Source organism: Bacillus massilinigeriensis, from assembly GCF_900111815.1.
In the GTDB taxonomy this organism is placed as follows: Bacteria; Bacillota; Bacilli; order Bacillales; family Cytobacillaceae; genus Mesobacillus_C; species Mesobacillus_C mediterraneensis.
Genome location: NZ_LT630004.1, coordinates 271,904 through 296,688, shown reverse-complemented (window position 1 = coordinate 296,688; position 24,785 = coordinate 271,904). Strand labels below are relative to the sequence as shown.

General features: G+C 44.4%; 23 protein-coding genes, 2 pseudogenes and 1 riboswitch. Of the genes and pseudogenes, 8 read left to right on the top strand and 17 right to left on the bottom strand.

Annotated features, from left to right (window positions below):
- Nucleotides 1-65 precede the first annotated feature (65 nt).
- The gene (locus BQ5796_RS01620) at nucleotides 66-983 is read left to right on the top strand and encodes a TetR/AcrR family transcriptional regulator (protein WP_071458672.1); all 918 of its coding nucleotides are present in this window, start codon (nucleotides 66-68) and stop codon (nucleotides 981-983) included.
- Nucleotides 984-1,053: 70 nt separating this feature from the next.
- On the opposite strand, the pseudogene BQ5796_RS18350 reads toward BQ5796_RS01620, so the two are convergent.
- A pseudogene (locus tag BQ5796_RS18350) lies at nucleotides 1,054-1,152 on the bottom strand (peptide-methionine (R)-S-oxide reductase MsrB); the annotation flags it as partial.
- Nucleotides 1,153-1,159: 7 nt separating this feature from the next.
- Nucleotides 1,160-2,323, bottom strand: coding sequence for an SEC-C metal-binding domain-containing protein (locus BQ5796_RS01615; protein ID WP_071458671.1), 1,164 nt, complete (start codon nucleotides 2,321-2,323; stop codon nucleotides 1,160-1,162).
- 234 nt (nucleotides 2,324-2,557) lie between these two features.
- Here BQ5796_RS01615 and BQ5796_RS18800 point away from each other — a divergent pair.
- Together BQ5796_RS18800 and BQ5796_RS18795 are read left to right on the top strand one after the other, a co-directional pair.
- A pseudogene (locus tag BQ5796_RS18800) lies at nucleotides 2,558-3,604 on the top strand (HAMP domain-containing protein); the annotation flags it as partial.
- The gene (locus BQ5796_RS18795; RefSeq protein ID WP_428839308.1) at nucleotides 3,599-4,546 is read left to right on the top strand and encodes a methyl-accepting chemotaxis protein; all 948 of its coding nucleotides are present in this window, start codon (nucleotides 3,599-3,601) and stop codon (nucleotides 4,544-4,546) included. The pseudogene BQ5796_RS18800 and the gene BQ5796_RS18795, both read left to right, overlap by 6 nt.
- Nucleotides 4,547-5,042: 496 nt before the next feature.
- Here BQ5796_RS18795 and BQ5796_RS01605 read toward each other — a convergent pair whose 3' ends face one another.
- From BQ5796_RS01605 to BQ5796_RS01575, 7 genes are all read right to left on the bottom strand, one after another.
- Nucleotides 5,043-7,229: an MMPL family transporter gene (locus BQ5796_RS01605; RefSeq protein ID WP_071458669.1), complete on the bottom strand. Its 2,187-nt coding sequence runs from the start codon at nucleotides 7,227-7,229 to the stop codon at nucleotides 5,043-5,045.
- A 60-nt stretch (nucleotides 7,230-7,289) separates the two neighbouring features.
- Nucleotides 7,290-7,679 carry a hypothetical protein gene (locus tag BQ5796_RS01600; protein ID WP_071458668.1) on the bottom strand — a complete coding sequence of 130 codons (390 nt, stop codon included), beginning with the start codon at nucleotides 7,677-7,679 and terminating at the stop codon, nucleotides 7,290-7,292.
- Between the two features lie 102 nt (nucleotides 7,680-7,781).
- Nucleotides 7,782-9,161, bottom strand: coding sequence for a HAMP domain-containing sensor histidine kinase (locus tag BQ5796_RS01595; RefSeq protein ID WP_071458667.1), 1,380 nt, complete (start codon nucleotides 9,159-9,161; stop codon nucleotides 7,782-7,784).
- Nucleotides 9,158-9,835, bottom strand: coding sequence for a response regulator transcription factor (locus tag BQ5796_RS01590; RefSeq protein WP_071458666.1), 678 nt, complete (start codon nucleotides 9,833-9,835; stop codon nucleotides 9,158-9,160). The genes BQ5796_RS01595 and BQ5796_RS01590 overlap by 4 nt, the downstream gene beginning before the upstream one ends.
- Nucleotides 9,836-9,907: 72 nt before the next feature.
- Nucleotides 9,908-10,471, bottom strand: a complete 564-nt coding sequence (locus BQ5796_RS01585; protein ID WP_071458665.1) for a histidine phosphatase family protein — start codon at nucleotides 10,469-10,471, stop codon at nucleotides 9,908-9,910.
- On the bottom strand, nucleotides 10,468-10,824 hold the full coding sequence (locus tag BQ5796_RS01580) for a nuclear transport factor 2 family protein (RefSeq protein ID WP_071458664.1): 357 nt from the start codon (nucleotides 10,822-10,824) through the stop codon (nucleotides 10,468-10,470). Before BQ5796_RS01580 ends, BQ5796_RS01585 begins: the two co-directional genes overlap by 4 nt.
- 160 nt (nucleotides 10,825-10,984) lie before the next feature.
- Nucleotides 10,985-12,052, bottom strand: a complete 1,068-nt coding sequence (locus tag BQ5796_RS01575) for a nitric oxide synthase oxygenase (RefSeq protein WP_071461101.1) — start codon at nucleotides 12,050-12,052, stop codon at nucleotides 10,985-10,987.
- 511 nt (nucleotides 12,053-12,563) lie between these two features.
- On the opposite strand from BQ5796_RS01575, the gene BQ5796_RS01570 reads away from it, so the two are divergent.
- On the top strand, nucleotides 12,564-13,805 hold the full coding sequence (locus BQ5796_RS01570; RefSeq protein WP_071458663.1) for an MFS transporter: 1,242 nt from the start codon (nucleotides 12,564-12,566) through the stop codon (nucleotides 13,803-13,805).
- Between the two features lie 21 nt (nucleotides 13,806-13,826).
- Here the strand turns inward: BQ5796_RS01570 and BQ5796_RS01565 are convergent, their stop codons facing one another.
- Nucleotides 13,827-15,386 (bottom strand): aminotransferase class V-fold PLP-dependent enzyme, encoded by a 1,560-nt coding sequence (locus tag BQ5796_RS01565; RefSeq protein WP_071458662.1) that lies wholly within the window; start codon nucleotides 15,384-15,386, stop codon nucleotides 13,827-13,829.
- A gap of 9 nt (nucleotides 15,387-15,395) precedes the next feature.
- Nucleotides 15,396-15,932, bottom strand: a complete 537-nt coding sequence (locus BQ5796_RS01560; RefSeq protein ID WP_200792892.1) for a glycerol-3-phosphate acyltransferase — start codon at nucleotides 15,930-15,932, stop codon at nucleotides 15,396-15,398.
- A gap of 215 nt (nucleotides 15,933-16,147) precedes the next feature.
- Between BQ5796_RS01560 and BQ5796_RS01555 the strand changes: the two genes are divergently transcribed.
- Nucleotides 16,148-16,450, top strand: coding sequence for an RsiV family protein (locus BQ5796_RS01555; protein ID WP_071458660.1), 303 nt, complete (start codon nucleotides 16,148-16,150; stop codon nucleotides 16,448-16,450).
- Nucleotides 16,451-16,537: 87 nt separating this feature from the next.
- Nucleotides 16,538-16,704: riboswitch (cobalamin riboswitch) on the top strand.
- A gap of 80 nt (nucleotides 16,705-16,784) precedes the next feature.
- Entirely contained in the window at nucleotides 16,785-17,873 is a 1,089-nt protein-coding gene (gene cobT / locus BQ5796_RS01550) for a nicotinate-nucleotide--dimethylbenzimidazole phosphoribosyltransferase (protein WP_071458659.1), read from the top strand.
- Between the two features lie 219 nt (nucleotides 17,874-18,092).
- Here the strand turns inward: cobT and BQ5796_RS01545 are convergent, their stop codons facing one another.
- The 3 genes from BQ5796_RS01545 to BQ5796_RS01535 all read right to left on the bottom strand — a co-directional run bounded on the left by BQ5796_RS01545 (nucleotide 18,093) and on the right by BQ5796_RS01535 (nucleotide 19,538).
- A complete protein-coding gene (locus BQ5796_RS01545; protein WP_071458658.1) occupies nucleotides 18,093-18,548 on the bottom strand; it encodes a YhfM domain-containing protein in 456 nt (151 codons plus the stop codon).
- Nucleotides 18,549-18,698: 150 nt separating this feature from the next.
- Complete coding sequence (locus BQ5796_RS01540) at nucleotides 18,699-19,190, bottom strand: YehS family protein (RefSeq protein ID WP_071458657.1); 492 nt, start codon at nucleotides 19,188-19,190, stop codon at nucleotides 18,699-18,701.
- A gap of 15 nt (nucleotides 19,191-19,205) precedes the next feature.
- Nucleotides 19,206-19,538: a rhodanese-like domain-containing protein gene (locus tag BQ5796_RS01535; protein WP_071458656.1), complete on the bottom strand. Its 333-nt coding sequence runs from the start codon at nucleotides 19,536-19,538 to the stop codon at nucleotides 19,206-19,208.
- A 167-nt stretch (nucleotides 19,539-19,705) separates the two neighbouring features.
- On the opposite strand from BQ5796_RS01535, the gene BQ5796_RS01530 reads away from it, so the two are divergent.
- The gene (locus tag BQ5796_RS01530; RefSeq protein ID WP_071458655.1) at nucleotides 19,706-20,503 is read left to right on the top strand and encodes a GNAT family N-acetyltransferase; all 798 of its coding nucleotides are present in this window, start codon (nucleotides 19,706-19,708) and stop codon (nucleotides 20,501-20,503) included.
- Between the two features lie 30 nt (nucleotides 20,504-20,533).
- Here the strand turns inward: BQ5796_RS01530 and murB are convergent, their stop codons facing one another.
- From murB to BQ5796_RS01515, 3 genes are all read right to left on the bottom strand, one after another.
- Entirely contained in the window at nucleotides 20,534-21,409 is an 876-nt protein-coding gene (gene murB / locus BQ5796_RS01525) for a UDP-N-acetylmuramate dehydrogenase (RefSeq protein WP_071461100.1), read from the bottom strand.
- Nucleotides 21,410-21,700: 291 nt separating this feature from the next.
- Nucleotides 21,701-23,206 (bottom strand): malate:quinone oxidoreductase, encoded by a 1,506-nt coding sequence (locus BQ5796_RS01520; RefSeq protein ID WP_071458654.1) that lies wholly within the window; start codon nucleotides 23,204-23,206, stop codon nucleotides 21,701-21,703.
- Nucleotides 23,207-23,574: 368 nt separating this feature from the next.
- The gene (locus tag BQ5796_RS01515; RefSeq protein ID WP_071458653.1) at nucleotides 23,575-24,018 is read right to left on the bottom strand and encodes an OsmC family protein; all 444 of its coding nucleotides are present in this window, start codon (nucleotides 24,016-24,018) and stop codon (nucleotides 23,575-23,577) included.
- Between the two features lie 174 nt (nucleotides 24,019-24,192).
- Here BQ5796_RS01515 and BQ5796_RS01510 point away from each other — a divergent pair, with 174 nt between their 5' ends.
- Nucleotides 24,193-24,774 carry a TetR/AcrR family transcriptional regulator gene (locus tag BQ5796_RS01510; protein ID WP_071458652.1) on the top strand — a complete coding sequence of 194 codons (582 nt, stop codon included), beginning with the start codon at nucleotides 24,193-24,195 and terminating at the stop codon, nucleotides 24,772-24,774.
- The last annotated feature ends 11 nt before the right edge of the window (nucleotides 24,775-24,785 follow it).

Below are 24,785 nucleotides of genomic sequence, written 5' to 3'. Positions count from 1 at the left end.
ATTTACTGAATATACTATAGGATTATAATTAGACTCACAGTCCAATTTATTAAAAGGTGATTTTTATGAATGACAGAAAAAACCATGTAATCAATATGGCTCATCAGCTTTTTGTCGAGAAAGGTTTCCAAGCGACTTCGATTCAGGATATCCTCGATTATAGCGGAATTTCGAAAGGAACCTTTTATAATTATTTTTCGTCAAAGAATGAACTGCTGAGGGAACTTTTTCGGAAAATTTACAAGCAGCTTGTCCAAGAGCGCAATGACTTGCTCATTGGCCGCGACCATAGTGATATCATGATTTTTGCCGAGCAGCTGGAACTTCATCTGGAAACGAACAGAAAAAATAAAATCATCACCCTATTTGAAGAAGTTATCTTCTCGAATGATCCTGATTTAAACCAGTTCATCCGAAAAGGCCATTTGCTTATGATCCGCTGGATTTATCAGCGCTTCCTCGATATTTTCGGAAGCGAGAAGCGGCCATATCTGCTTGATGCCGCTATTATATTCCAGGGCATATTGCAGCACCAGCTTAAATACAATTCGATGGCATACGGCGGGAAAGCAGATTACCGCAAGATTGTCCGCTACTGCATCAGTCGGATTGTAAAACTGGTGGAAGAGGTTGCTGCTTCCGGTGAACAGCTCATCGTGCCTGCTGCCCTCGAGCAATGGCTGCCAAATAACAATAATTGTCTGCAGACGTTGCAGCAGGATATCCATCATACTGTCTTGCAGCTGAAGCAAAAATGCATTCATCATCCGATGCAGGCAAAAGAAAATGAACTGCTCGACTTCATTCAGGACGAGCTGATTCATTCAAAGCATCCAAGAAAGTTCCTTGTCGAAACCGCACTTGACTCACTTCAGGAAGACGGAATATTCGGTGAAGATAGCAGCCTGAAAGAACTTCGGAAACTTATTTCGGATTTTTATCAGGCAATAGAAGACAAAGATAGAGAGCAGACACTGTCATAAGCGTTGTACCCCTCCATTACGAAAAAAAACCCCGAATCTTTTTCCAAAAAAGTCGGGGTTTTTACATGTATCATTCAAAAAGAGGGAGGTATTCTCCATACCCTTCTTCCTCCAGCTTGGCTTTTGGCACGAATCTCATTGCTGCGGAATTGATGCACCAGCACCTCCCTCTTAAGTTATCTTATGCCTGCGCAGAATGTCTCTTTCAGCTGCTCCAGTTCTTCCGAAAGCTCGGACTCCATAGCCCTGTATGCTTTAGAAAGCGACGCGGCGCTCACACCATAAGTTGCTGCCAATCCCTTCTGGGTGTTGGCATTTGTTCCTGGCACATTGCTTTCCATCAAATAGTGCAGTCCTGCAGCATAGATTTCCGGTTTTCTAATGATTGGTGCTGCTTTGGCACAGTAGGCGCGCCACATATTTTCCGCCTCTTCCATCATCCTTGCTGAAAGTCCGCCTTCTTGTTTTTCCTCGGAGAAGAGCAATCCGGGAATTTCTCCGTATACAGGATTTTCCCGTGGCCGGTATGTGGCTGCCTGTTCAGCGGATGCTTCTTTTTCGACGGACCATTCTTCTGTCATTTCCGATGTGCTGTCTTCTGCCGTTTCATTCATTTCTGTCGCTTCCTCTGCTGGCAGCTCAGCAGGCGGTTCCTCCAAAATCATTACCTTGATTACCTCAGGATATTGTTCCATTAAAAACTCGCTCATGTGCTGTTTGCCACTGTTTTTGTACAGCTGCATTATTGCCGGCAGCATGTTCGGTGTCTCTTCCGGAACGAAGTCCAAGGCAAAACGCATATAGCTGTAAGAATTGCCGTATGGAAGCAAAAAGCCGAAGAGGATAATGCCCTTTTCCATTTCGTAATTCATGAACGGCATCCTGACCTTTTTCTTTTCTTTCGTCTCGATATCCTCGACTTCAATCCATTCAGTATCGATCACGTTTGTCACTTCAGAAAAACTTGGAACAGTGCTGCTCCATTTTTCAAGCTGTTCGAGCACAGATGGACGGATGCTTCCATCATTCCTCTTTTCCTCAATGAACTTCTCTGCAAGCGTCTTCGTTTCATACGGCTTATGGAAAATAAACCAGATAGCAAGCAGGAAGGTGACATTTTGCTTTAGCTGGCTATCCGTCGTATCAAGCGGAAGCTCTTCTGCAAGCATGGAGATAATCCTGTCAGGATTGTTCTTACCTATGTAATTAAACAGTTGCACCTGTAACTGTTCAAGCTCTGAAAACATGATGGAATCAAGCGAATCCTTCTTTTTCATGCAGCATTTTTTGTACTTCTTGCCGCTGCCGCAATAGCATTCTTCGTTTCTACCAATATTCATCTGATCCTTCTCCCTTCAACAAAAACTATCTTACTTCTTTTTCAGGAAAAATTAAACCCTTGAGCACTCATCCTTGTCTTTGGAAAAAAATCTATTAGCGTAAATAGTTCAAAGAAAATACAAAACTTAAAATTATATTTTTTCCGTACTCTATAATTTCAACCGCAAACTACGATATAAGAATAGGATTAAATATTAGATGTACCATAACTTACTTGAAAGGCAGGATCAGAGATGAAGAGAAGCAACTCTAGCAAAAGATTCCGATTTACGATGACCATCAGGAGGAAGCTCATCCTTTCCTTGTTAGCCCTTCTAATTATTCCTACATTAACAGTCGGATACATGTCCTATCACAAAGCTGTGACAGAAATAGAGAAAACCACACTAACAAGTGCAACAGAAAGTGTAAAAGTCCTCGACAGAATTCTTGAGGATAGTTTGAAACCGAAAATGGCGGATACAAACTACTTTGCACATAAAATCTCTAAAAGCAATTTTGATGCAAAAAATAGTAAAGTTATTTTAGATTCTCTCGAGGAGTATTTCGCTTTGCACCCTGAGATCGTTGCTATCTATGCCGGCTCCGACAAAAGAGAAATGCTTCGCGCACCAGCAAAAAAATATGATGCAAGCTACGACCCGACCCAGCGCCCATGGTATATCTTAGCGATGGAGAACAAGGGAAAGACGGTAGTCACCGAGCCTTATATTGCCGCATCGACCGGAACGGTTCTAGTTACCGTTGCCCAAACATTGGAGGACGGCTCAGGGGTTGTCGCCATCGATCTCAGCATGGATGCACTGAAGGATGCAACGAACAGGATCAAGATTGGCAAGTTAGGATATCCTGAAATTGTTAGTTTTAAAGGAAACTATGTTGTTCATCCGACAGAGCCTGCCGGAAAGAAAAGCAGCGTGTTTACCTCCTCTCTTCTTGCAAAGGATAAAGCGGTATATTCCTACAAGCAGAATGGAAAGGAGAAAAAACTCATATTCGTGACCAACCAAACTACTGACTGGAAAATTGTCGGTACGATGGATGTCACAGAGGCAAGAGAGCAGGCACAGCCTATCCTTTATACCACCTTGATTGTAGTCGCGATTTTTATCGTAATCGGTGCCGTCGTTTCATATGGAACGATTCTTTCGATCACAAAGCCATTGAAGGCTTTAGGCGAGTTAACGGATAAAGTGAGCAACGGCGATCTTACCCAAAAATACGACAATGGCCGCAAGGATGAAATCGGTCAGCTTGGAAACAGTTTTAACGCAATGATTGACTCACTACGCACGCTTATAAGGCAAGTCAGCGAAAAATCGCATGTGCTGGCCGCTTCATCCGAACAGCTTAACGCAAGCGCTGAACAAAACAATTCCGCAACGGAGCAGGTGGCATCCGCTATCCAGCATGTCGCTTCAGGAACCGAGCAGCAGACGGAAATGGCAGGCAATAGTGCCAATGTCGTGCAGGAAATGTCATCAGGCATGCTGTCTATCCTTGAAAGCACGGAAAATGTCGCCAACACATCACGGGAAGCAGCAGAAACGGTAAAAGTCGGAGAAGGTGCTATTTCGCTTTCGATCCAGCAGATGACAAACATCCACAACACGGTGAATGATCTTGGTGGTGTTGTTCATACACTTGGCGAAAGGTCACGAGAAATCAGCAAAATAACAGATGTCATTTCCGAAATTGCCGGACAGACCAACCTGCTTGCTTTGAATGCGGCCATTGAAGCTGCGAGGGCTGGCGAGCAAGGCAAGGGATTTGCTGTCGTAGCCGATGAAGTCCGCAAGCTTGCGGAACAATCCGCAAAAGCTACAGAGACGATCAGAAGCTTAATATCCTCCATTCAAGCAGAAACAGAAGCAGCTGTGGATGCAATGGGGAAAGGAACAGGCGAAGTAGAAAAAGGAATCACCGTTGTAAACGAAGCGGGAATCTCTTTCAAGAAAATTCAAGAGTTTGTCGATGATGTAAGCAAGCAAATCCAATACGTTGCCACTTCCGTTAACGAAATGAACAACGGCGCGGAGCAGGTAGTAGATATGGTTGCAGGCATGGATGAAATCTCTCAAAAAACGGCGCACGAAACCCAGGAAGTGTCTGCTGCAACAGAAGAGCAGCTCGCTTCCATGCAGGAAATTGCAGCATCTGCAGCAGCTCTTTCCAACATGGCCGAAGAACTGCAAAACTCGATCAGCAGTTTTAAAATATAATAGTAGACGCCATGCCAGGTTGGCATGGCGTTTTATTTATAGGCAGGCAGTGGAATATTCCTAATTAAATAGATTATCTGGTAAAATCAGTCATCTACTGTAGATATATTGCTGATTACCGTAGATAAATAGTCATTTACCGTAGATAAATGGGCGATTACCGTAGATATATCGACATTTACCGTATACATCCTTTTTCAAACTTGCCCCTGACAAGGTCCAAATCGGTATGTGACCGATTACATCAACAACCTTTTAACAAAAACTGCTCTCTTTCCCCCAAAAGCCCTCTCTTCCCCATAAGAAAACCAATCTAACTGGCAATTTTCAAAGGTTTTTTGCTGGAACTAAAATATCTTGGATTCAACCCATGGTCAGCTATTGCACACGAACTAAAGCAGCTTGCAATTTTCACACTAAACATGGTTTCAGAAGACCCTTTTTTAACGCGTAAAACGCCATGCAGGTTGGCATGGCGCTTTTCACAAAAAACCTATTATCCTTCGCCTTTTTCCGATTTTGCCACTTGCGGCCATAGGCTATACTTTCCGAGCTTCACCATAATAGCTGGAACTAGGACTGTCCTGATAAGGAAAGTATCAAACAACACGCCGAGCGCCACCGTTGCGCCAAACATATAAAGCTCCATGATTGGCTGGGTCACAAGAACACCGAATGTTGCTGCAAGGATCAGACCTGCTGACGAAATGACGCCTCCTGTGTGTGCAAGTCCTTCTTCAATTGCTTTCTTGATCGGATGGCGCCTTGCCTCTTCCTTAATCCGCGAAATCAGCATGATGTTGTAATCAACACCGAGCGCGACAAGGAAGATAAACGAATACAGCGGGATTCTGTAGCTGATTTCTTCAAACCCAAAGAACTTCTCAAAAATGAAATAGCCCGTCCCAAGTGCTGTGAAATACGAGAAAACGATAGTCGCAATCATATACAGCGGTGCAATGTAAGACTTTGTCTGTACAAACAAGAGAACAGTAATCAACACCGTAATCAATGTGACAAGCACCCATGTATCCCGGTCATTGGCTTCCCTGGTGTCAAGCTGCTTCGCTGTCTCGCCGGAGAAGTAGAGCTTCGCATCCTCCAGTCCAGCGGCTTTCAGTATTTTTCCAGAATCATCCCGAAGTTTTGCCATGCTATCAAGTGCATCCTGTTCATAAGGACTGCCTGTAAAGGTCAGGCTAAGCTTTGCCTCCGTGCCACCCTTCGAAAGCCACGTATCCAACATTGGACCGTTTTCAGAGACTTGCTCCGGTGTAACGCTGTCGACACCTTTATGATCAAGCAATTCTTTCCTAAGCTTCGTAATATTACCGGCATTCAGCTTTTCCTTGCCCTCGATCACCACGGTTGCTGGAGCAAGCTCTCCTGGTGAAAAATTATCCTCTAACTGATGATATCCTTGTTGCGACTCGATATCTTCAGGGAACGATTTAATCAAATTGAACGAGTACTTAATGTTCACAGAGTTCAGTGCCAGAACTAATAGTGGAATGAACACGATCATCGCGCTTCTGCCTGGACGGCTGACAATTGCCTTGGCGAATTTTTCCCAGAAGCCTGTACGGTTCTTTGCAACTGTTCCAACCTTCGGAATGATTGGCCAGAAGGCCTTTCTGCCAAGCAGGACGAACAGCGCTGGAAGCAACGTTAGACCACCAAGCAAAATGAGTACCATCGCAATTGAAAATACCGGTGCAAAATTTCGGTATGGTTCAAAGACAGCGGCAAATAGTACAACCATTGAAGCGAGGACAGTTCCGCCGCTGAAAAATATCGGCTCTGTCACTTCCCCCATGCATCGTTTCATTGCTACGTACTTATCTTCTTCTTTTTGCAGCTCTTCCCTGAATCTCGAAAGAATCAACAAAGCATAATCCGTCAATGCGGCAAATAAGAGAATGCTCATTATGGAAAGGGATTGGCTTTCAATTCCCATTCCTCCCTTGCCGAACAAGCCGATCGTCTTATTCACCACTTCGTAGACAATCCCCGCAGCAAGAAGCGGAACGATAGAAAGAATTGGAGAGCGGTAAATCACAATTAGCAATACAAAGATTAACCCAATGGTCCCAAGCAAAAGCACAATGTCCGCTCGCGAGAAGATCGCAATCATGTCGGAAATAATTCCGGCAGGACCGGTAATATTCAAGCTAATGCCTTCGGTTTCCTTTAACTCTCCCTTTACTAGCTTCTCTAAATCATTGACAGTCTCATTGATGACTTCCCGCTCTAAGTTATCCTCAAGGTTGACTGGTAGGAGAACAGTCGTTTTGTTATCAGATTGGAAGGTAGTTTTCGCCATCGGCGGCATTTTGTAAAGAGGAACTACTTTCTTCACTGCAGGAAAATCTTCATCCTCGATCTTTTTGCTGATTCCATCGATGACTTTCAGTTCCTCTGCTGATAATGCTGTCTTTTTGTTAAAAACAAGCAGTGCAGGCGTGCCTTTCTCCTCGGGAAAATACTCGAATAATTTTTTATCCGCAACAAGGGACTTGGCATCTTCCGGTAAGCCTGTCGAGTTAATGCTCGTTGCGAATTCCTTCGCGCTCGGTGCGAAACCGCCTAACAGAATAGATAGCAGCACCCAGATGGCCAGCGTGATTTTTGCCCCTTTTTTCGAACTGGCGGCCATCGTTAGTTTCTTCATGGCATGAAGCATACACTTTCCTCCTCTTAAATAAGGGAAGAGCATATATGCCCTACCCAAGATGAATAATAATCAGTCTTCTTTTTCAATCATGAAAGTCGTGACAAGGAAGAGCGCGAAACTGACTAGCAGAACCGAACCCCCAACAATATAAAATACAAGCGCAAAGGTATCAGGCACGCCAAAAGGCTTCAGATTCTGGAACCACATGCCGACAGTTAAGCCGATGGAACCGATAATTCCGCTCCATACATGTGCCCCCGCAAGCTTTGCAGACTTGATGGTAAACAATCTGTAGTATACGCCCCATGAAAATAGTGATAACCAACCGACAACGAGAATATGTGCGTGAATCGGACGAAATTCGTATCCGCCAGAACCAGCCATATGCGAACCGAGGAACGCCCCGATTGCCGCAAAAACAGCAGAGAAACGAATGAGTAAGATGCTGTATTTCTTCATAAAAAATTCCCCTTCCCTATGTTTCGTTGGAACGGAATAAAAAAACCGTCCACCTTTAATCCTATAATAATAGGTAAAAGTGAACGGAAGGTGAACGCAATATTACATTTTCGGAAGCAGTACTGTAAAGATAGATCCTTTGCCAGGCTCACTTTCCACATCGAGCGACCCTTCATGCATTTCTACGATACTTTTTGCAATGGACAGCCCTAATCCTGTCCCTTCTACCTTTGACCGAGAATGGTCCACGCGATAAAAACGATCAAAGATTCTCTCCTGTTCCTCATCAGTGAGACCGATGCCGGTATCCTTGAACAGAATTTTGATAGATTCTCCTTCATCTGACAGAAGAATTTCTATCTCTCCGTTTTCCTTGTTATACTTCATGCTATTTGTCAACAGGTTCTCCCATACATTGTAGAGGAGGGATGGATCACCGTGAAAATCAATATCCGGCAGCGAATAATTCACTCCAATTCCCTTTTCGTCTAATAGCCATAAATACTTTCGCAAGAGGTCCTTGATTTGCTCTGCAAGATTGAAAACAGCTGGCCGCATGAAGCTTTTTTCCTTTTTATCAACAGACTTAAGTACGAGCAGCTGCTGCGTGAGCGAGGAAAGTCTGCTCGCCTCCTCCCCGATGACCCGAAAGTAGTGCTTCCTTTCTTCCTCTGTTATATCCCCTTTTTCCAAGAGCTTCGTATAGCCTTGGATATTGAGGAGCGGTGTCTGAATATCGTGAGAGACATTCGAGACAAACTCGCTTCGTACAATGTCGAGCTGACCAAGCTTGATCAGCATTTCCTTAAAGCTTTTCGCCAGCTGGCCGATCTCATCGCTCCGGTTAATATCGAGCTCCACATCGAAATTCCCGCCATGAATTTCTTTTGTCGCAACTGTCAGCTGAGTGATCGGACTTACCATAAATTTAGAGGAAATCAGTACAAAGAAAACGGTGAGAACAGCCATTATCGCAATAATCCAGCCAAGCAGACTATGCACTTCGTTAAAGAGCATTCTGATATCCGGCCTGACGAACAGTCCATACTGCTCTCCGTCATACTGAAACGAAACGCCAACCGTGTTCGTCAGCTCGTTTGCGAAAAATCCGGTGACAAAAAGCTGCTTCGGAAAATCGCGCATACCGTGGTATACATCCCCGCTCAACACTTTTTTCCTTGAGCTGTCCGGCAGGTTATACTGACGGAACTCAGCGCCAAAAAACTTGTCTTCGTTCTTAGCGTTAACCATATAAATCTGATATCCGGAGGATGCAGCGCTCTCCAAGTATTTTTCCAGGTTCTTCGGCTGCTCTTCTTCAATATAGTCCGCAAATCCCCTTGCAATTTTCGTATTTTTTTCATCATTGCGATGCTTGATCGCATTATGGTAATAGCTGTTTGCCGCCATGAGACCAAGGACGAAGCTTAGCAGCATGATTCCAACCGTCGTGAGAGCAAACCGCGAGTAGAGTGACTTCATTCCATTTTCGCCTCCAGCATATAGCCAAGCCCTCGAACCGTTTTGATAGAAATGTCAGAAGAGAAAGAGGAAAATCTTTCGCGCAGCCGCTTGACGTGGACATTTACGGTCCTCTCATCCCCTTCAAAATCAAGCCCCCATACGTTATCGATGATTTGTGACCTTTCGAGAACCTGGTTTGGATAGGATGCCATATAGTAGAGCAGTTCGAACTCTTTTAACGGCAACAGTAGTGTCCGCTTTCCCACTTCCACCTCGAAGGTTTTCCGGTTGATAATTACATCCCCAATGCTTACGACCGATTCGCTCGGTTTATTGTACCTTCGCAATATCGCCTGGATGCGAAAAATGAGTTCTTTTGGATTGAATGGTTTCACGATATAGTCATCCGCGCCAAGACGGAATCCTGTTTCCTTATCGCTGATCTGACCCTTTGCAGTAAGCAGAATCACCGGGATCCCATAGAGCGATTTCACTTCTTTCGTCAGTTGGAATCCATCTATTTCGGGCATCATGACATCAATGATGGCTAGATCGACTTTTTGATTGCAAAGCAGGTCCAGCGCTTCGCGGCCATTGGCAGCCTGAAGGACGGTGTAGCCCTCTTCCCTGATATTTACATTCACAAGATATCTCACATTTTTATCATCATCTGCGACAAGAATAGTAGTCATCGCTATATCTCCTCAGTACATTATCATTTTCTTTAATGTACCATATTCCATGAAAAAGCGTGGTAAAGGAAACTACCCGTAATGGTAGGTCGAACAGCTCCAATTTTTGCTGCCAGGCTTTTGGCCCTTCCATCCTCTTTTCATAAGCTCTACCCCAATCAGCCTGTTAAAAAAAGCGTGTCCGACAAGTACAACAGACTGGTGTTCTTCGGCATAGCTGATAAGAAGGTCCGCAGCTTTTACCGCCCTTTCTCGCGCATCCGTCAGCGATTCACAGGACGCCGGGACACCTAGCAGCCAAAGACAGCGGAAGAGAACGGACCAAATGACAGGGCGAAGTTTCAGGCGCAAACGATTCAGTGGAGGCAGCGGCAACTCCGCTTCGCGAAAAATAGCATGAATCTCCACATTCCCGCTGCAGCCGAGCAGGTTCGCAGATTGGATGGCTCGCTTATAATCACTAGTCAAAATAAAATTGGCATTTTCGATTGCTTTGATGGCAATCGAATTATATTCCGCCTCCTCGAAGACTCCCATTCTGTTGTATTTTTCCACCCAATTTCGGAACGCTTGCGCAGTGACAGGATGATTTTCCGTGCAAAGCGATCTCCCATGCCGAATGACTGAAATCTTCATCTAGCTGCAATGGTCCCCTGATGGAAAAACATTCGCCATGCGCCTTCTTCCTTTTTCCAAATAGAACTCCGCAACGTTTCCCTGTCTCTAGTCCTGTCCGTCAGCCTGTAAGTCGCGAGAACCGCATCTTCTGAAATATAGCGGACAGCAAAATCATATAATTCCATATCCCTTACATCCAATCCATTCTCCCCAACGCAATCCTCCCGCGTAATGACTTTGCCGGAGCTGCCGAATTCAAAGAAATTTTTTGATAGCATGGAACCGATGGCTTCAGGAGAACAGCGTACGTCAGGTGATAGCAAGCCTTTTTCCAAGTCGCAAATATGGTCATTCCAGTCTAATTCTTTCATCTTTCCTCCCCCTTCATTTAAAAAGTATTCTTTATTTGCCGCTGATTCCCTTTAAAGTGTGATTTCACTAAAGAAAAATGATAAAATCCAGCAGCAAATCAAGTTCCCTTATCTAAAAACAAAAAAGGGGCGTCCCATTTTGGACAACCTCTTCCTTGCCTTAGTAAGCTTTTGGTTGGTGCATATAGTTTGGCGATTGCATTTCGTTATCATAGCCTTGATGGAAAACGTGTGTGGCCGCAGGGGAAACTGGCGGAATGAGCCATGTCCAATCACCTGTGAGGTGGCGGCCGCACTCTTTCTCCTTATCCTCGAAAACCTTGAATTGGCTTGCTGCTGTGTGATGGTCGACAATGGCGACTTGATCCTCGTGGAAAGAATGCAGCACGCTGGCATTTAATTCGACGATCGCTCGGTCCTTCCATAATGATGTGTTCTTTTTCACATTTAACCCCATACGTTCCGCCACTTCCGGCAGCATATTATACCGGAATTCATCAGCAAAGTTGCGGGCCCCGATTTCGGTTGCCATATACCAGCCGTTAAAAGGAGCTGCGTTATACTGGATGCCGCCTATTTCGAGCATCATATCGGAAATGAGTGGAACCGCATACCACTTCAACCCCATTTCAGCAAACCAGCTGTACTCTGGATGGCGAAGTTCCACTTCTAGCACATGCTCCTTCGGGATTTCGTACCACTTCGGCTCTTGATCGCCGATCTGAATGACAAGCGGCAATACATCGAAACGCGTCCCTTCACCTTTCCAGCCCAGCTTTTCGCAGGCGCGGGTCAATTCTATCGAAGCCGGATCGCCTAATACACCGTTCTCTGTCTCATACCCCGCATAGCGGATAATTTGGTGATTCCAAAAGCGAATCGTCGCCACATCTGGCTTTGCTTGACTGAAGACCGTGATAGCCGGACGGATTTTCCCCTTGTTTCCGGCAAAATCGAGATGCTTATATACCTCGTCCCGAATGTCTTCTTCTTTTTCAAGATGGCGCTTGTCAAATACCGTCAATGTTTCCCAAAACAGCCTTCCAATGCAACGATTACTGTTCCTCCACGCCATTCTGGCACCGTGTTCAAGCTCTTCAAATGTATGAGTATAGTACCCTTTCTCGCTAATTTCCGCTGAAATCTCAGAAATTCTCTCCTCTGCCATTTTCTCTGGTTTATTCAGCTCTCTATATGCCGTGCGGATGAATTTTTCTGCTTCCTGCATGATCGTCTCAGTCAAATCAAGGCACCTCCTGCAATGATGTAGTAAAAATAATACATATGTATCCCATAGCTCCATTATCCATTATATACGTCACCGAGACCTTTTTCCTAATAAAGAAGGTGGGAAAGATTTCTCTTTTACCTTTACAGGCGCAATCTGGATGGTACCCTCGGCTCGTTCGCAAGGTCTAAATTTTTGCTTTTTCAATCAGCTGCCTGTCATGATTGGAGAAATTTTTGGAAACAGGCTAATATTCTTATTGAATTTTTACTATTATTCAAGTAATATATAGTTACTAATTAATGGAAGGGTGACCAAAGGGCGATGATCAACTAATCCTGTTTTAGAAAAACATTCGTAACTATACTTGTGCGATTTTTTCTGGATAGGATTAGTATGCCCTTTAGGATTGCCAAATCGGATAAAATAGGACAGCTATCGCGATGTCCTGTTCTGACTTGTTTTTCCTGATAATGCTGCCTCCTGTCCGGATTGGAATGGAGGTTTTTTTATGTCTAGCGATGAGAAATTAAGCATGGGCAGCTTGTTTCAAAACAAAGTAATCAGAACCATTCTCTTGTCCGTCTTTTTTCTTCAGATCGGGATTTGGGTGAGGAATTACTCTATTTTGCTTTATGTAATCGAAAAAACGGATGGAAACCCGATTGCCGTATCGATGATTTCCGTTGCCGAATATGCGCCAATCTTCCTGTTCTCCTTCATCGGAGGGACTTTTGCCGATAGATGGCGGCCGAAGAAAACGATGATTTGGTGTGACTTGTTGAGCGCCCTTTCAGTGTTTATCGTCCTTTTGACGTTATTCTTCGGAAGCTGGAAAGTGATATTCTTTGCCACTCTATTCTCGTCTATCCTTTCGCAATTTTCCCAGCCTTCTGGGATGAAGCTGTTCAAGCTCCATGTGCCGGAACGGCTTGTGCAAATGGGAATGTCTGTCTACCAGACGGTATTTGCTCTCTTTATGATTCTCGGACCGGTGATTGGAACGTTTGTATATCAGGAGTTCGGCATCCTTGCGGCAATCGCCATCATGGGCGTAGCTTTCCTGCTGTCCGCTGCTGCGCTCCTATTGCTTCCGGCAGATCAAGTATCTTCTGAAAGCCGTCCTGCCACAACATTGGTGCAAGAAATGAAAGCAGGTTTCCGCTATGTGTGGAGCAGCAAGCCATTGACGCTTCTAGGGGCCTGCTTTGCAGCAGCAGGGCTTGGTGTTGGTCTCACCCAGCCGCTTGGCGTATTCATCATCACCGAACGGCTTGGACTTCCAAAGGAAAACCTGCAATGGCTCATGGCCGCATTCGGGATTGGAATGGTTTTGGGCGGAGGTGTTGCACTTGCGCTCTCCCGCAAAGCAACACCGCAAATCTTGCTTTCCATCGGTATGGCTGCGAGTGCCATTGGATTTGTTGGAATAGGGTGGTCCACCGTATTTGGAGTAACGCTCGCTTTCGAATTTTTCGCAGGACTTCTCATGCCTTGTATTCATATCGGCATCAATACAATGATCCTGCAAAACACGGAAGAATCCTTTATCGGCAGAGTGAACGGCATCATGAACCCGCTGTTTATTGGAACGACTGTCATTTCGATGTCATTGTCAGGCTGGCTGAAGTCTAACATATCGATTACCCTGATATTTGAAGCAGCAGCCATTCTAATGATAATCGGAATTCTTACGATGGTCCCACTCTTTAAAAAAGGAGCTGTCCCGCAGGAAGTGCAAAAAGAAAGCTGATCTCCAAAAAGCTGGAGCCTCTCATATTAGGGCTCCGGCTTTTTCCTTTTTGGAAACAACAATATAATGCTGATATATTTCTTCGAGCTCCGCAAGCGCTGATTCGAATCCCGGCTGGATGATGGATAGCTGAATATAGCTCCGCTCTCGTAAATAGCTGCTGTTCGCGTGAACATATAGTCCGTTCAGCATCAGATCCTCCCCAAGTCCGGAAAGCGTCAGAGGCAGTTCGAGCGTGACAATCATCGGGTATCCCGGAGTATCAAGTACTAAATTCTTTACAATATCTGTTTCACATAGCAAATCGTAACGTTTTTGAAGCTCCGAGTACCTTTCGGGATAGCGGCTTAACGCTTCCGCAACGTTGTCTAAAAGCACAGCAGGTATCGTAAAAGGAATACTCTTTGTCTGATAGGAATAGAGATCCAAGTAGACCGGAATGCGCGAAGGTTTGGCACTTTCCCGAGAAAAGACAAATGCTAGCCCGCTGACAGCGCCAATCGCTTTGCCGCTTGCAGTCGTGGCGAGATAAAGATCCTTCATGGAAAACGGCATGGCTCCAAAAGTACTGATACAGTCTGCGCAAAGCTTCACACCATACGCCCCTGCTATTTCTGAAAGCCTTGTAAAATTATTGCAGGTTCCCGTTGAGGTTTCTCCATGGACGAAGAGCAGCCAGCCGAACGTTCCGGTATCCAGCCTTTCACGGATAGCACTTTCATCAAATGGAACTCCCCACTTCTGCTCGATCGTTTCATAGTTAAGCTCCCAGCGTTCGGCTTGAGCAATCAATCGCCCGCCAAACTCTCCATTCGAGAGAATCAGCCCTTTCTCCCCTCCAGTTTTTAATTGGCCAAGCATGACATCGTTTGCAAGCGTTCCAGAGCCTACCAGCACACTGACATTGTTTGCTTGTGAGAGCACTAGCAGTTTGCTCTTCACCCTATCGAACAACCGGCGAAAGAAATCGCTTCTATGGGACAACCCTGTATGCTTCAGTGTATCTTTTTGCTCGACAGGTCCAGGATAGAAAGAAACTATTTCTCCTCCCAGGCGATTTTTTAAATGGTCTTCAAAGCGTTCTCTCGTCAGCACCATCGGCAAAAACCTTGCATCAGCATTGCCTACTGTGTCTGCAAACTGAGTGAATCCCATCCCTTTATACAGCTTTTCCTCCCTTGTCGTCCCGGAAATGACTGCTGCAGCGTATCCCCTGTCGTAAGCGAATTGGCAAATAGCGCCCATGAGACGGCGGAAGACCCGGCCTGTCCTGAATACCTTTTTCACAGAGAGCAGCCTAATTTCGCAAAGCTTGCTTGTGTTCTCTCCCGGCAAAAAATTTTCTACCCTGCCGATTTTTTCATCTAAAGAGAAAGGCCGCTTGTCACGGAGTGCAACCATTCCAGCAAATACAGTATTTTTATAGACGAGAATATAAGTATTTTCCTCATGAAACCTGTCCACTCTCAGTCCTGTCTCATTTTTTTCATGCTGGGGAATCTCCTCTGAAAATGTTTCATAATTCAACTTGGCGATTTCAGCAAATTCCCTATCCGTCCTAGCAATCTTGCACCAGTACATACTTCTTCCTCACTTCTTTCGTTTAAGAATCCATGCTTTACGCAGGTTATCACGGTGTTCCCACAGGATGAGAATAATGGCAACCATCATCGGGCTGTAGAGCACCGCTTTGCCCGAGAGCACGAATCCTCCTAGATAAAAAGCATAGCCAGCGAGCATGCTTAATGTCAGGCTCCGCAGCAGCGGCAATCCAATCGCAGTCCCAAGCACCATCCCGAGAAAAAGAATCGGATCGAGCGCGATGCCTGCCCCGATAAATGTGGCGATCCCTAGCCCCCCACGAAACTTAAGCCAAAAAGGATAAAGATGACCAAGAATGGCGAAAACCGCACCGCTTGCCACTACCCATTCTTCCAGGCCTATCGCTCTTCCCAGCGCAACAGCAATCGCGCCTTTCAGCCCATCACCCAAAAACACTAGCAAAAAAGCCTTTTTCCCGAGAACGCGCCCCGCATTCCGCGCTCCAAGGTTCCCGCTTTCGTGCTCCTGCAGATTGATTCCTTTCCTTTTACCGACGAACCAGGCGACCATCAAGTTCCCTGCCATATAACAAAAAAACAAATAAGAAACGATCAATGCATTCATTTTTCATCATACCTTTTTTAAAAATTTTCGGTAATAATTTCTCTGCTTTTATTCTACTTGTTTTTTACTTTGCTTAGTACCCGAAATTGATAGCGGACCTAGTTGACAGACTTTCCGCAAAAAAATAAGTTTTCCGATAGTTTTTCGTCTTGATTATAGATCGGGAGGTGAGGGACATGAAGAGTGATGCTTATGTAGAAGTGCTAAGCAAGGAAGCGAAGAAAATAATGCTTGCTCAAATGAGGGAAGATCCAAATAAAGTTTACTGGATAAAAGACCCTAAACACCCGGAAGATGTTCCTATTGATTTCTTTGAAAAGATAAAGCCAGAGCAGAATTTTTATATCAACAATAAACATCAGCTTGTCCTCGTTTTTGATAAATACGAGGTGGCTCCAAGCTATATGGGAGTGGTGGAAATAACGATTGACACCAAGTCGCTTGACGATATTCTTGTCAGCAAGGGGTATTTAAAATAAGTATGGCAACACTCTGACTCGGCAGTAAAAATTCAGTTTTCAATGGATTGCCAGTTCGATTAATTTGTGATTAACTAAAAGGGAAGAATTTAATAGTCTTCATTAGGTGCCTTTTATAGGAGAATAGGGAAGATTGAAATCGTACGGAGCCCGCCACTGTAGTCGAGGAGCTGCTGCAATGCCACTGGGAAACTGGGAAGGCGCAGCACGTGATGAATCGGAGTCAGGAGACCTGCCTAATTGAAGTACACGATGCGGTTATGGCTAAAACCTCAGCTTATTTAAGCTGGGGTTTTTTGTGTGGTCGGGAATTACCATGAAGGAGGAAGCAGCGATGCAAATGTTAAAGGAAACAGTTAGTTTGATTAGTGGATTAGACACAAAAGCACAAGAAAGAATGGAACAGCATCTAAACTCGCTTACGAAACCATTGGGAAGTTTAGGTGTGCTAGAATCACTTGCAATAAAAATAGCCGGAATGACCGGAAACCCTCATCCTGAAATCGATCCTGCCATGGTCATTTTGATGGCAGCAGACCATGGTGTATGTGAAGAGGGTGTTTCTGCCTTTCCTGCTGAAGTAACGAAGCAAATGGTGAAAAATTTTGTCACAGGAGGTGCAGCGATTAATGTTCTGTCCCGCGCCGCGAATTGCTCGGTCCAGATTGTTGATATTGGTATAAATGGAGAGCTGCATCTTCCAAATGTTATTAATAGAAAAATACGCAGCGGTACTGCTAATATGGCGCAAGGTCCTGCGATGGAGAGAGCAGAAGCAATTCTAGCGATTGAAGCTGGCATCGAGACAGCACAAACAGCGATAAAGCAAGGTGCTAGGCTGCTTGCGCTCGGTGAGATGGGAATCGGAAACACGACGGCTAGCTCCGCTATGCTTGCAGCATTCGGGCAGATGGGCGTTGACCAAATAGTAGGGGCAGGAACAGGACTAGATTCTGCGGGAAAACAAAGAAAAGCGGATGTTATTGAACGCGCGCTCGAAGTGAACCAACCTGATGCTGAGGACCCGATCGATGTGTTGGCGAAAGTTGGAGGATTGGAAATAGCGGGACTTGCTGGTGTAGTGTTGGGGGCTGCAGCAGCGCGAATACCTGTGTTGGTAGATGGGTTCATTACAGCGGTTGCTGCGTTAACAGCAGTAAGAATTGCTCCTGAAGCCGGCGGCTATCTGATTGCCTCCCACCAATCAGTTGAACCAGGCCATATTTTTGTGAATAAGCTCTTAGGCTTAGAACCAATCGTGAATCTGAACCTCCGCTTAGGTGAAGCCAGCGGTACCGCAACTGTACTGCCGATTATAAGATCAGCTATACGGATTGCAAATGAAATGGCGACATACGAACAAGCAGGCGTATCCGGCTCTAATGACGGTTCGGTAAAAGGGGCTGAAGCTAGTAAACAATAGTGCCTGACCCCCGGTGGATTAATGCGGTAATAAAATGCAGCGTGCCTGACCCCCGATGCGTTAATTAGATAACGCACTACCGCACCGGGGGTCAGGCACCATTCTTCTAAATCGTGATCGACGGCGGCAGCACACTGCCAGAAACCGTTTCTGTTGGCGTCTGATCTCCTTACGCTTAAAACTAACAGCCCCTCAGCAAATGAGGGGCTGCTTTAAAAATCAATTCTCGCCATTTTCCTTCTGAGAAAGAATCAGCTCTCTTAGTTTTCCCGCCATCTTCGGCGTTGTGGAATAAATTGTATTATCATCCGTTACATACATCAAAATGCACTTTTCTCCTTCTTCCCCAAGCCATAAATGAATCCCATGCGGCGGAAACTGCCCTGGCTTCCCGTATTCCACTGCGATATCGAAATCTGACAGTGCAATATCAACTGTTCCCTCCTCCTTCACAGCTGAGGTAATCGCCTGTTCAAAAATAGCCAACGACTCCTTATCCCTAAATGAAAAAAGCACATCCTCATTTATCTCATTGAAACCCTTAGACTTTGAAATTTTCACTTCTGATATCTCTTCATCTAAAAGCACCATCGTTTCCTTCGTTCTTTTCTCAACAATCCCACATCCCGCCAACAACAGCACGCCCAAAACAGCGGCAACTGCAAGCTTCTTCATTCCTTCTCCTCCTCCGTCCAATACAACTTGAAAAAAAATTTTCGATTATAAAATAAGACGAAACAACAGCAGGACTCGTTTCAAAAATAGAAAAAAGGAGCATCCTCTAGCAAACCGCTGGCTGTTGAATGCTCCTTCTCCAAATACCATCTATTCCCTATACCTCATCGTCAACCCTTTCAAGAAATTCCGAGCAAACTTATCTCCGCACTCTTTATAGTTCTTTTGCCCTTCTTTTCTTAAAATAGCGCCGAGTTCTCCCTTGCTCATATTCACCCCAGCGTCTTCCATCATGCCAAGGATGTCATCGCTCGTCAAAGCAAGTGCTATCTTTACTTTCTTAAAAAGGAGATTGTTGACGCTCTCCTTAGAGGGAGGGGGAAATTCCGGCTGCCCCGGCTTCGGATCTTGCTTTCCCCTTTTAAAAACAATCAAGCCGTTCAAGAAAGACTCCAATTTTCGATCATTGCATTTGAGGAGACTATCATCTTCCTCTTCCATATAGTCTTTCGGCTTTTGCAGCATTTGAAGCACTTCATCTTTCGATACTTCCACCCCGCCTAAACCAAAAATCTTCACCATGTCCGTGTTTTTAATATCTAATGCGTATCTAAGCCTAATCAAAATATCGTTATTTTCCATCAAAAAATCCTCCTGCTATTTCTTCGATAAGTACTCTTTCCACGCAGTAATTCCCCCATCAAGAACAGCGACATCATATTCCTTTTCAGAAAGAACAGCTGCGCATCTTGCGGCCGAATTACCTGTCGTGCACGTTACAATAATTTCCCGATCCTTCGGCAGCGACCTTAGCGCTTCCTGTGATAGACCGAGAATTTCTTCTTTAAAAATATTTTTGCTTTCCACACCAGGCTCTTCTATATGAAAGCGATCATATTTTTCCGCCGCCCTAACATCAAGAAGCATCACCTTATCATGACCATCGATCTTCCTTTTTAATTCTTCTGGTAGAATCCTTTTTACTGTCATTGTTTTTCCCCTCCATGTCTTAACCCACCGTTTTCCTCGATACCAACAAACATTATAACTATTTACATACTCCCTATATCCAAAATATTGTAAGTATATTAAAATAAAAATACAACAACCCTACCCTCTAAATTTTACCACATGAGGGAGATACAGGAGGATTAATCGTGACGATCGAATTATTAGATAACAATACTGGAATTGCAGCATCCTTTTTTCAACAAAAGTATCAAATACCCGCGCAAGCTGTGATTCATGGGCGTTTCCCAGGGAAAGTCTTTGTTGACCATGAAGAAAATCCTGAAATAGCCTTAGCTTGGGCAGTATCTAGATGGTCTTATATTGCAGGTGAAAATCCGTCCTCTAAACACTTTCCTTTTATGAAGGAAGTTCTCGAGGAAATCGTCTCCCCCATGTTAAAAATAACAGGGGAAAAATATTTCGAGATTTACTGCGACAACAATAGTGTTTGGGATGATTTTTTTCACGAGTTTCATGGAAATTCTCCCGTCCGCAAGCACTTGGAATGCACTTATACGTTAAATGAAGCGAAGTTCCAGGAATATAGGGCTAGCTTGGAAATGCCTGATGATATCGAAATTCAGGAAATCAAGCTTCCTATCATTCCAGAAAATTTCCGGGATATTGTTCTTGAAGAGAAGCAGCTTACAACTGGTTTTACGCTAGTGAAAGATGGACAAACCCTTTCACAATGCATAAACAATGGGTTCATTCACCATGGCCATTATTTTATCGATCTCGATACTTTCTGTACCCAAGAGCGGAACAAAGGCTACGGCACCCTTGCTGCTTGCCAATTGATTTCCCATCAGCTGGATCAGGGCTTATCCCCACTATGGGAAACGACCAACAGCAATATCCCATCACAAGCTGTCGCGAAAAAGCTTGGCTTTGAACCAGCGGAAGAATATGCCGTTTATACAATCTGCGGATTTTCCACCTGAAAAATGGGGGCGATACTTTGCCCCCGCCTTTCATTCGTCTTCCCCGATTACCCGCACTTCCATTTCAAGCGCGACACCGAACTTTTCCATCACTGTTTCCTGCACATGCTTGATGAGTGCCATATAGTCTGAAGCTGTTGCACCGCCTACATTGACAATAAAGCCTGCATGTTTGGTAGAAACCTGTGCTCCGCCAATTTGCTTTCCTTGAAGGCCGCTGTCCTGAATTAACTTACCTGCAAAGTGTCCTTCGGGCCGTTTGAACACACTGCCGCAGGAAGGGTATTCAAGCGGCTGTTTCGACTCTCTCAAGAAAGTGAGCTCATCCATTTTCGCTTTTATTTCATCACGATTTCCAGGCGACAATTCAAAAGTCGCTTCAAGGACAACATAGCCTTTCTTGGCGAAAATACTGCTGCGGTACCCTAAATCCATATCCGGCCTAGGCATGCGAAAGACTTTTCCTTCCCTGTCTAGCGCCAATACTTCTGTCACAACAGTGGAAATCTCCCCACCATAAGCGCCAGCGTTCATATGCATCGCACCGCCAACAGACCCCGGAATACCACAGGCAAACTCCAAGCCAGTAAGATCCGCTGCCAATGCTGCTTGAGAGACATCGATAATTTTCGCGCCGCTTTGTGCCGTAATCACATTTCCTTTTACCGTAATCGCATCAAGCCTTGTGAGGAACAGCACGATTCCTCTTATCCCGCCATCGCGAATGATCAGATTCGAACCATTTCCTAAAATAGTCAACGGAATATCGTTAGAATAAGCATATTTAAAAACCTTTTCCACTTGTCCGTACGAGGAAGGAAATACAACATAATCTCCCTTTCCCCCAGTTTTCGTGAATGTATATTGGCACAGCATTTCATCTTTTTTTACAGAATCTTGATCCATAAAAGAAATCAAGCTTTGATAAATATCCACAATTCATACGCTCCTTTTTATAAAAACAGCCTGTTAAAAACAGATACTAAATTGTATTCTAAAATAATTTTTCCTTCAACAGGTAACTATCCAACCTTAACCATAACATGTTGAATGAACGTGCGCATCAAGATTTTCCTATATTATATAACAAGCAAAAGGGGTTTTGTTTCTTGTCCGCTAAGATAGGAATCCGTAATAAACGTTTTCTACAAAAAAAGAACCTTCAAATCGAAGGTCCTTTTTACTCTATGCGCTATATTAGTTGCTGTGTGCCATTTCTTTGCCGCTTAGTTGAAGCGTCTGTGCAGTAGTTTGATGAATTTCTTTTAATAATTCAGGGTTGTCAGACAAAGAAATTCCATAAGAAGGAATCATTTCTTTAATTTTCGACTCCCATTTTTTCATTTCCTCCGGAAAGCATTTTTGCAATACTTCAAGCATCACGTGGACGGCAGTAGATGCACCAGGAGATGCTCCGAGCAATGCGGCAATAGAGCCATCCGCAGCGCTGACTACTTCTGTACCAAATTGAAGTGTACCTTTGCCGCCCTTTTCTGTATCTTTGATGACCTGCACACGTTGGCCCGCTACAACGATACCCCAATCCTCGCTCTTGGCGTTCGGAATGAATTCGCGCAGTTCATCCATGCGCTTTTCATTCGATAGCAGCACTTGCTGGATCAAGTACTTCGTCAATGCCATCTCTTTCGCTCCTGCAGCCAGCATGGTAAGTAAGTTATTAGGCTTGATGGAACACAGCAAATCGAAGTTCGACCCAGTTTTCAAGAACTTTGGTGAAAATCCCGCAAATGGACCAAACAACAGAGTTTTCTTGTTATCGATATACCTTGTATCAAGATGCGGCACAGACATTGGCGGCGCACCGACCTTCGCTTTGCCGTATACTTTTGCATGATGGCGCTCCGCCACTTCCGGATTGTTGCACACCAAAAACAGCCCGCTAACCGGGAAGCCGCCAATGGCCTTGGACTCCGGTATACCGGTTTTCTGCAGCAGCGGAAGACTGCCGCCCCCGCCTCCGATAAAGACGAACTTCGCTTCATGATATTCCGTTTGGCCATTGTCCAGATTCCGAACTTTCAATCTCCACATGCCATCGCTTGTCCGCTTGATATCATTAACGCTATGTTTGTAATGCAGTTCCACATTTTGACGCTTCAAGTGATCAAACAGCATGCGAGTAAGCGCCCCAAAGTTCACATCCGTACCAGAATCAATTTTTGTTGCCGCCAGCGGCTCATTGGAGTTACGTCCCTCCATAATAAGCGGCACCCATTCCTTCAGCTTTTCAGGATCATCGGAGAACTCCATTCCTTGAAACAAAGGATGATTTGAAAGCATTTGAAACCTTTTTTTCAAGAAAGCTACGTCTTTTTCCCCTTCCACCAAACTCATATGGGGGATTGGCATAATAAAGTCCTTCGGATTGCGGATAAGGTCTTTGTTCACAAGGTAAGACCAGAACTGGCGGGAAAGCTGGAACTGTTCATTTACATTAATCGCCTTTTTTACCTCTATAGATCCATCAGGTTTTTCGGAAGTATAGTTAAGCTCGCACAATGCAGAATGTCCCGTTCCAGCATTATTCCATTCATTTGAGCTTTCCTCTCCTGCACCCGCGAGTTTCTCGAAAACCTTCATTTCCCATTGTGGTGCAAGCTCCTTCAGCAATGACCCCAAAGTCGCGCTCATGATTCCGGCACCAATTAAGATAACGTCTGTTTTATTCTGTTGGTTGCTCATAATACCCTTCCTCATCCCCTATATTGGCAAAAAAGTGTAGATGCTCCTGCTTAGATGCCAACAAGGAGGTGGCACTTAGGAACACACCTTTTCTGTCTCGGTATAACCATATGATTATTTTATAATAATTATTTACAAATATATTATATACTATTATCTGATAATTATATACTATTTGAGGCCCTTAAAAAAGCAAGAAAGCTTGAAAGTGCAATCATTGCCAATACATATGAATTATACCACTAGAGTGGGGGTTATTAACATGGCAAAAGCAGTATTGACAAACGTTTCCAAAGGAAAGCGGTACGTCTATAAGAAATAAAAAAAGCCAACCAAAGAGGATCTATCCCCTCATGGTTGGCTTTTCCTTATTGTTCAATGATAATTTCGTTCAGTTTGAGGTTGACCGGATTGGCGATTGTATCGCCTACCGGACAAGTTTTCTCAATAAATGCTACAAACTCTTCTACCTTCTCTTTAGGAGCATCTGTTTTAATGTGGATATTATAGCGCACATCGCTGTATCCTCTGCGGACATCCGTTTGCTTCATAAAGCCATCCGTATCCAGATCGCCTTCGACTTCGACCCAAAACTCGTCAAATTCTATTTTAAATTTCCGTGCAAAACAACGGGCAACAATAGCCTGGCACGCACCAAGTGCTGACAAAACCAATTCCACCGGATTCATTCCTGTATCCGTCCCACCAAGTTCCTTCGGTTCATCAATCGTGATTTCAAACCCTCTGCATTTAGCCTTTACTTGCATTCCTTCTTGTAAGTGAGCTGTAGCTTGAAACGTAGTCTTTGGCATTGGAAAGCACTCCTTCGTCTATGTATTTAACCTCACATTGTCATCATACCTCTTTCAGGAAAAATTTACATAGATAAATTGTGACAAGCTGCTTTCATAGGCGAAATACTCCAAATTGACGGCAAATGAGGGAAGTGTTACGCTTGACTGACGATCGGTCGGAAGGGTGAGAGTATGACGGCAGTACAAATTAAAGAAGTTGCGCGGAAACACTTTGCGGAGAATGGATTTGAAGGAACATCGATGGCCAAAATCGCCGAAGACGTCGGCATCAAAAAACAATCCATCTACACTCACTTCAAGGGGAAAGATGAGCTTTTTCTTCAAGTGTGCCTGGATGTCTTTACCTACGAATTAGAATCAGTTGTCAAACTTTTAGAAAACAGCAAAGAACGGCCCATAGAGGAATTTTTGTTCCACCTTCTATTGCAATATAAAGAGCGGTACGAACAAGACGAATCGATAAAATTTTGGCTTCGTATCTCCTTTTTCCCGCCAACTCACCTTTATGAAAGCATCACGGATTTCTCCTATCAATTTCTGAATAAATTAGAAGCACTGTTGATTCCAGTCATGAAAAATGCAAAGGATGAAGGTGAAGTCAGTGCCTCCATTGATGCGAAAAAAGCTATTGAAGCCTATTTAGGGCTCCTAGATGGCGTACTAGTTGAAATGCTATACGGAAATGCAGAACGCCTGCACCGCAGAATAGATTCCTCTTGGTATCTTTATTGGCGCGGGTTATCAAAAGATTAAAATAAATAGAA

Coding starts and splice junctions, on each gene's coding strand:
- BQ5796_RS01620 (WP_071458672.1), top strand. CDS start 66: ATGAATGACAGAAAAAACCATGTAATCAATATGGCTCATCAGCTTTTT.
- BQ5796_RS01615 (WP_071458671.1), bottom strand. CDS start 2,323: ATGAATATTGGTAGAAACGAAGAATGCTATTGCGGCAGCGGCAAGAAG.
- BQ5796_RS18795 (WP_428839308.1), top strand. CDS start 3,599: ATGATTGACTCACTACGCACGCTTATAAGGCAAGTCAGCGAAAAATCG.
- BQ5796_RS01605 (WP_071458669.1), bottom strand. CDS start 7,229: ATGCTTCATGCCATGAAGAAACTAACGATGGCCGCCAGTTCGAAAAAA.
- BQ5796_RS01600 (WP_071458668.1), bottom strand. CDS start 7,679: ATGAAGAAATACAGCATCTTACTCATTCGTTTCTCTGCTGTTTTTGCG.
- BQ5796_RS01595 (WP_071458667.1), bottom strand. CDS start 9,161: ATGAAGTCACTCTACTCGCGGTTTGCTCTCACGACGGTTGGAATCATG.
- BQ5796_RS01590 (WP_071458666.1), bottom strand. CDS start 9,835: ATGACTACTATTCTTGTCGCAGATGATGATAAAAATGTGAGATATCTT.
- BQ5796_RS01585 (WP_071458665.1), bottom strand. CDS start 10,471: ATGAAGATTTCAGTCATTCGGCATGGGAGATCGCTTTGCACGGAAAAT.
- BQ5796_RS01580 (WP_071458664.1), bottom strand. CDS start 10,824: ATGAAAGAATTAGACTGGAATGACCATATTTGCGACTTGGAAAAAGGC.
- BQ5796_RS01575 (WP_071461101.1), bottom strand. CDS start 12,052: ATGCAGGAAGCAGAAAAATTCATCCGCACGGCATATAGAGAGCTGAAT.
- BQ5796_RS01570 (WP_071458663.1), top strand. CDS start 12,564: ATGTCTAGCGATGAGAAATTAAGCATGGGCAGCTTGTTTCAAAACAAA.
- BQ5796_RS01565 (WP_071458662.1), bottom strand. CDS start 15,386: ATGTACTGGTGCAAGATTGCTAGGACGGATAGGGAATTTGCTGAAATC.
- BQ5796_RS01560 (WP_200792892.1), bottom strand. CDS start 15,932: ATGGCAGGGAACTTGATGGTCGCCTGGTTCGTCGGTAAAAGGAAAGGA.
- BQ5796_RS01555 (WP_071458660.1), top strand. CDS start 16,148: ATGAAGAGTGATGCTTATGTAGAAGTGCTAAGCAAGGAAGCGAAGAAA.
- cobT (WP_071458659.1), top strand. CDS start 16,785: ATGCAAATGTTAAAGGAAACAGTTAGTTTGATTAGTGGATTAGACACA.
- BQ5796_RS01545 (WP_071458658.1), bottom strand. CDS start 18,548: ATGAAGAAGCTTGCAGTTGCCGCTGTTTTGGGCGTGCTGTTGTTGGCG.
- BQ5796_RS01540 (WP_071458657.1), bottom strand. CDS start 19,190: ATGGAAAATAACGATATTTTGATTAGGCTTAGATACGCATTAGATATT.
- BQ5796_RS01535 (WP_071458656.1), bottom strand. CDS start 19,538: ATGACAGTAAAAAGGATTCTACCAGAAGAATTAAAAAGGAAGATCGAT.
- murB (WP_071461100.1), bottom strand. CDS start 21,409: ATGGATCAAGATTCTGTAAAAAAAGATGAAATGCTGTGCCAATATACA.
- BQ5796_RS01520 (WP_071458654.1), bottom strand. CDS start 23,206: ATGAGCAACCAACAGAATAAAACAGACGTTATCTTAATTGGTGCCGGA.
- BQ5796_RS01515 (WP_071458653.1), bottom strand. CDS start 24,018: ATGCCAAAGACTACGTTTCAAGCTACAGCTCACTTACAAGAAGGAATG.
- BQ5796_RS01510 (WP_071458652.1), top strand. CDS start 24,193: ATGACGGCAGTACAAATTAAAGAAGTTGCGCGGAAACACTTTGCGGAG.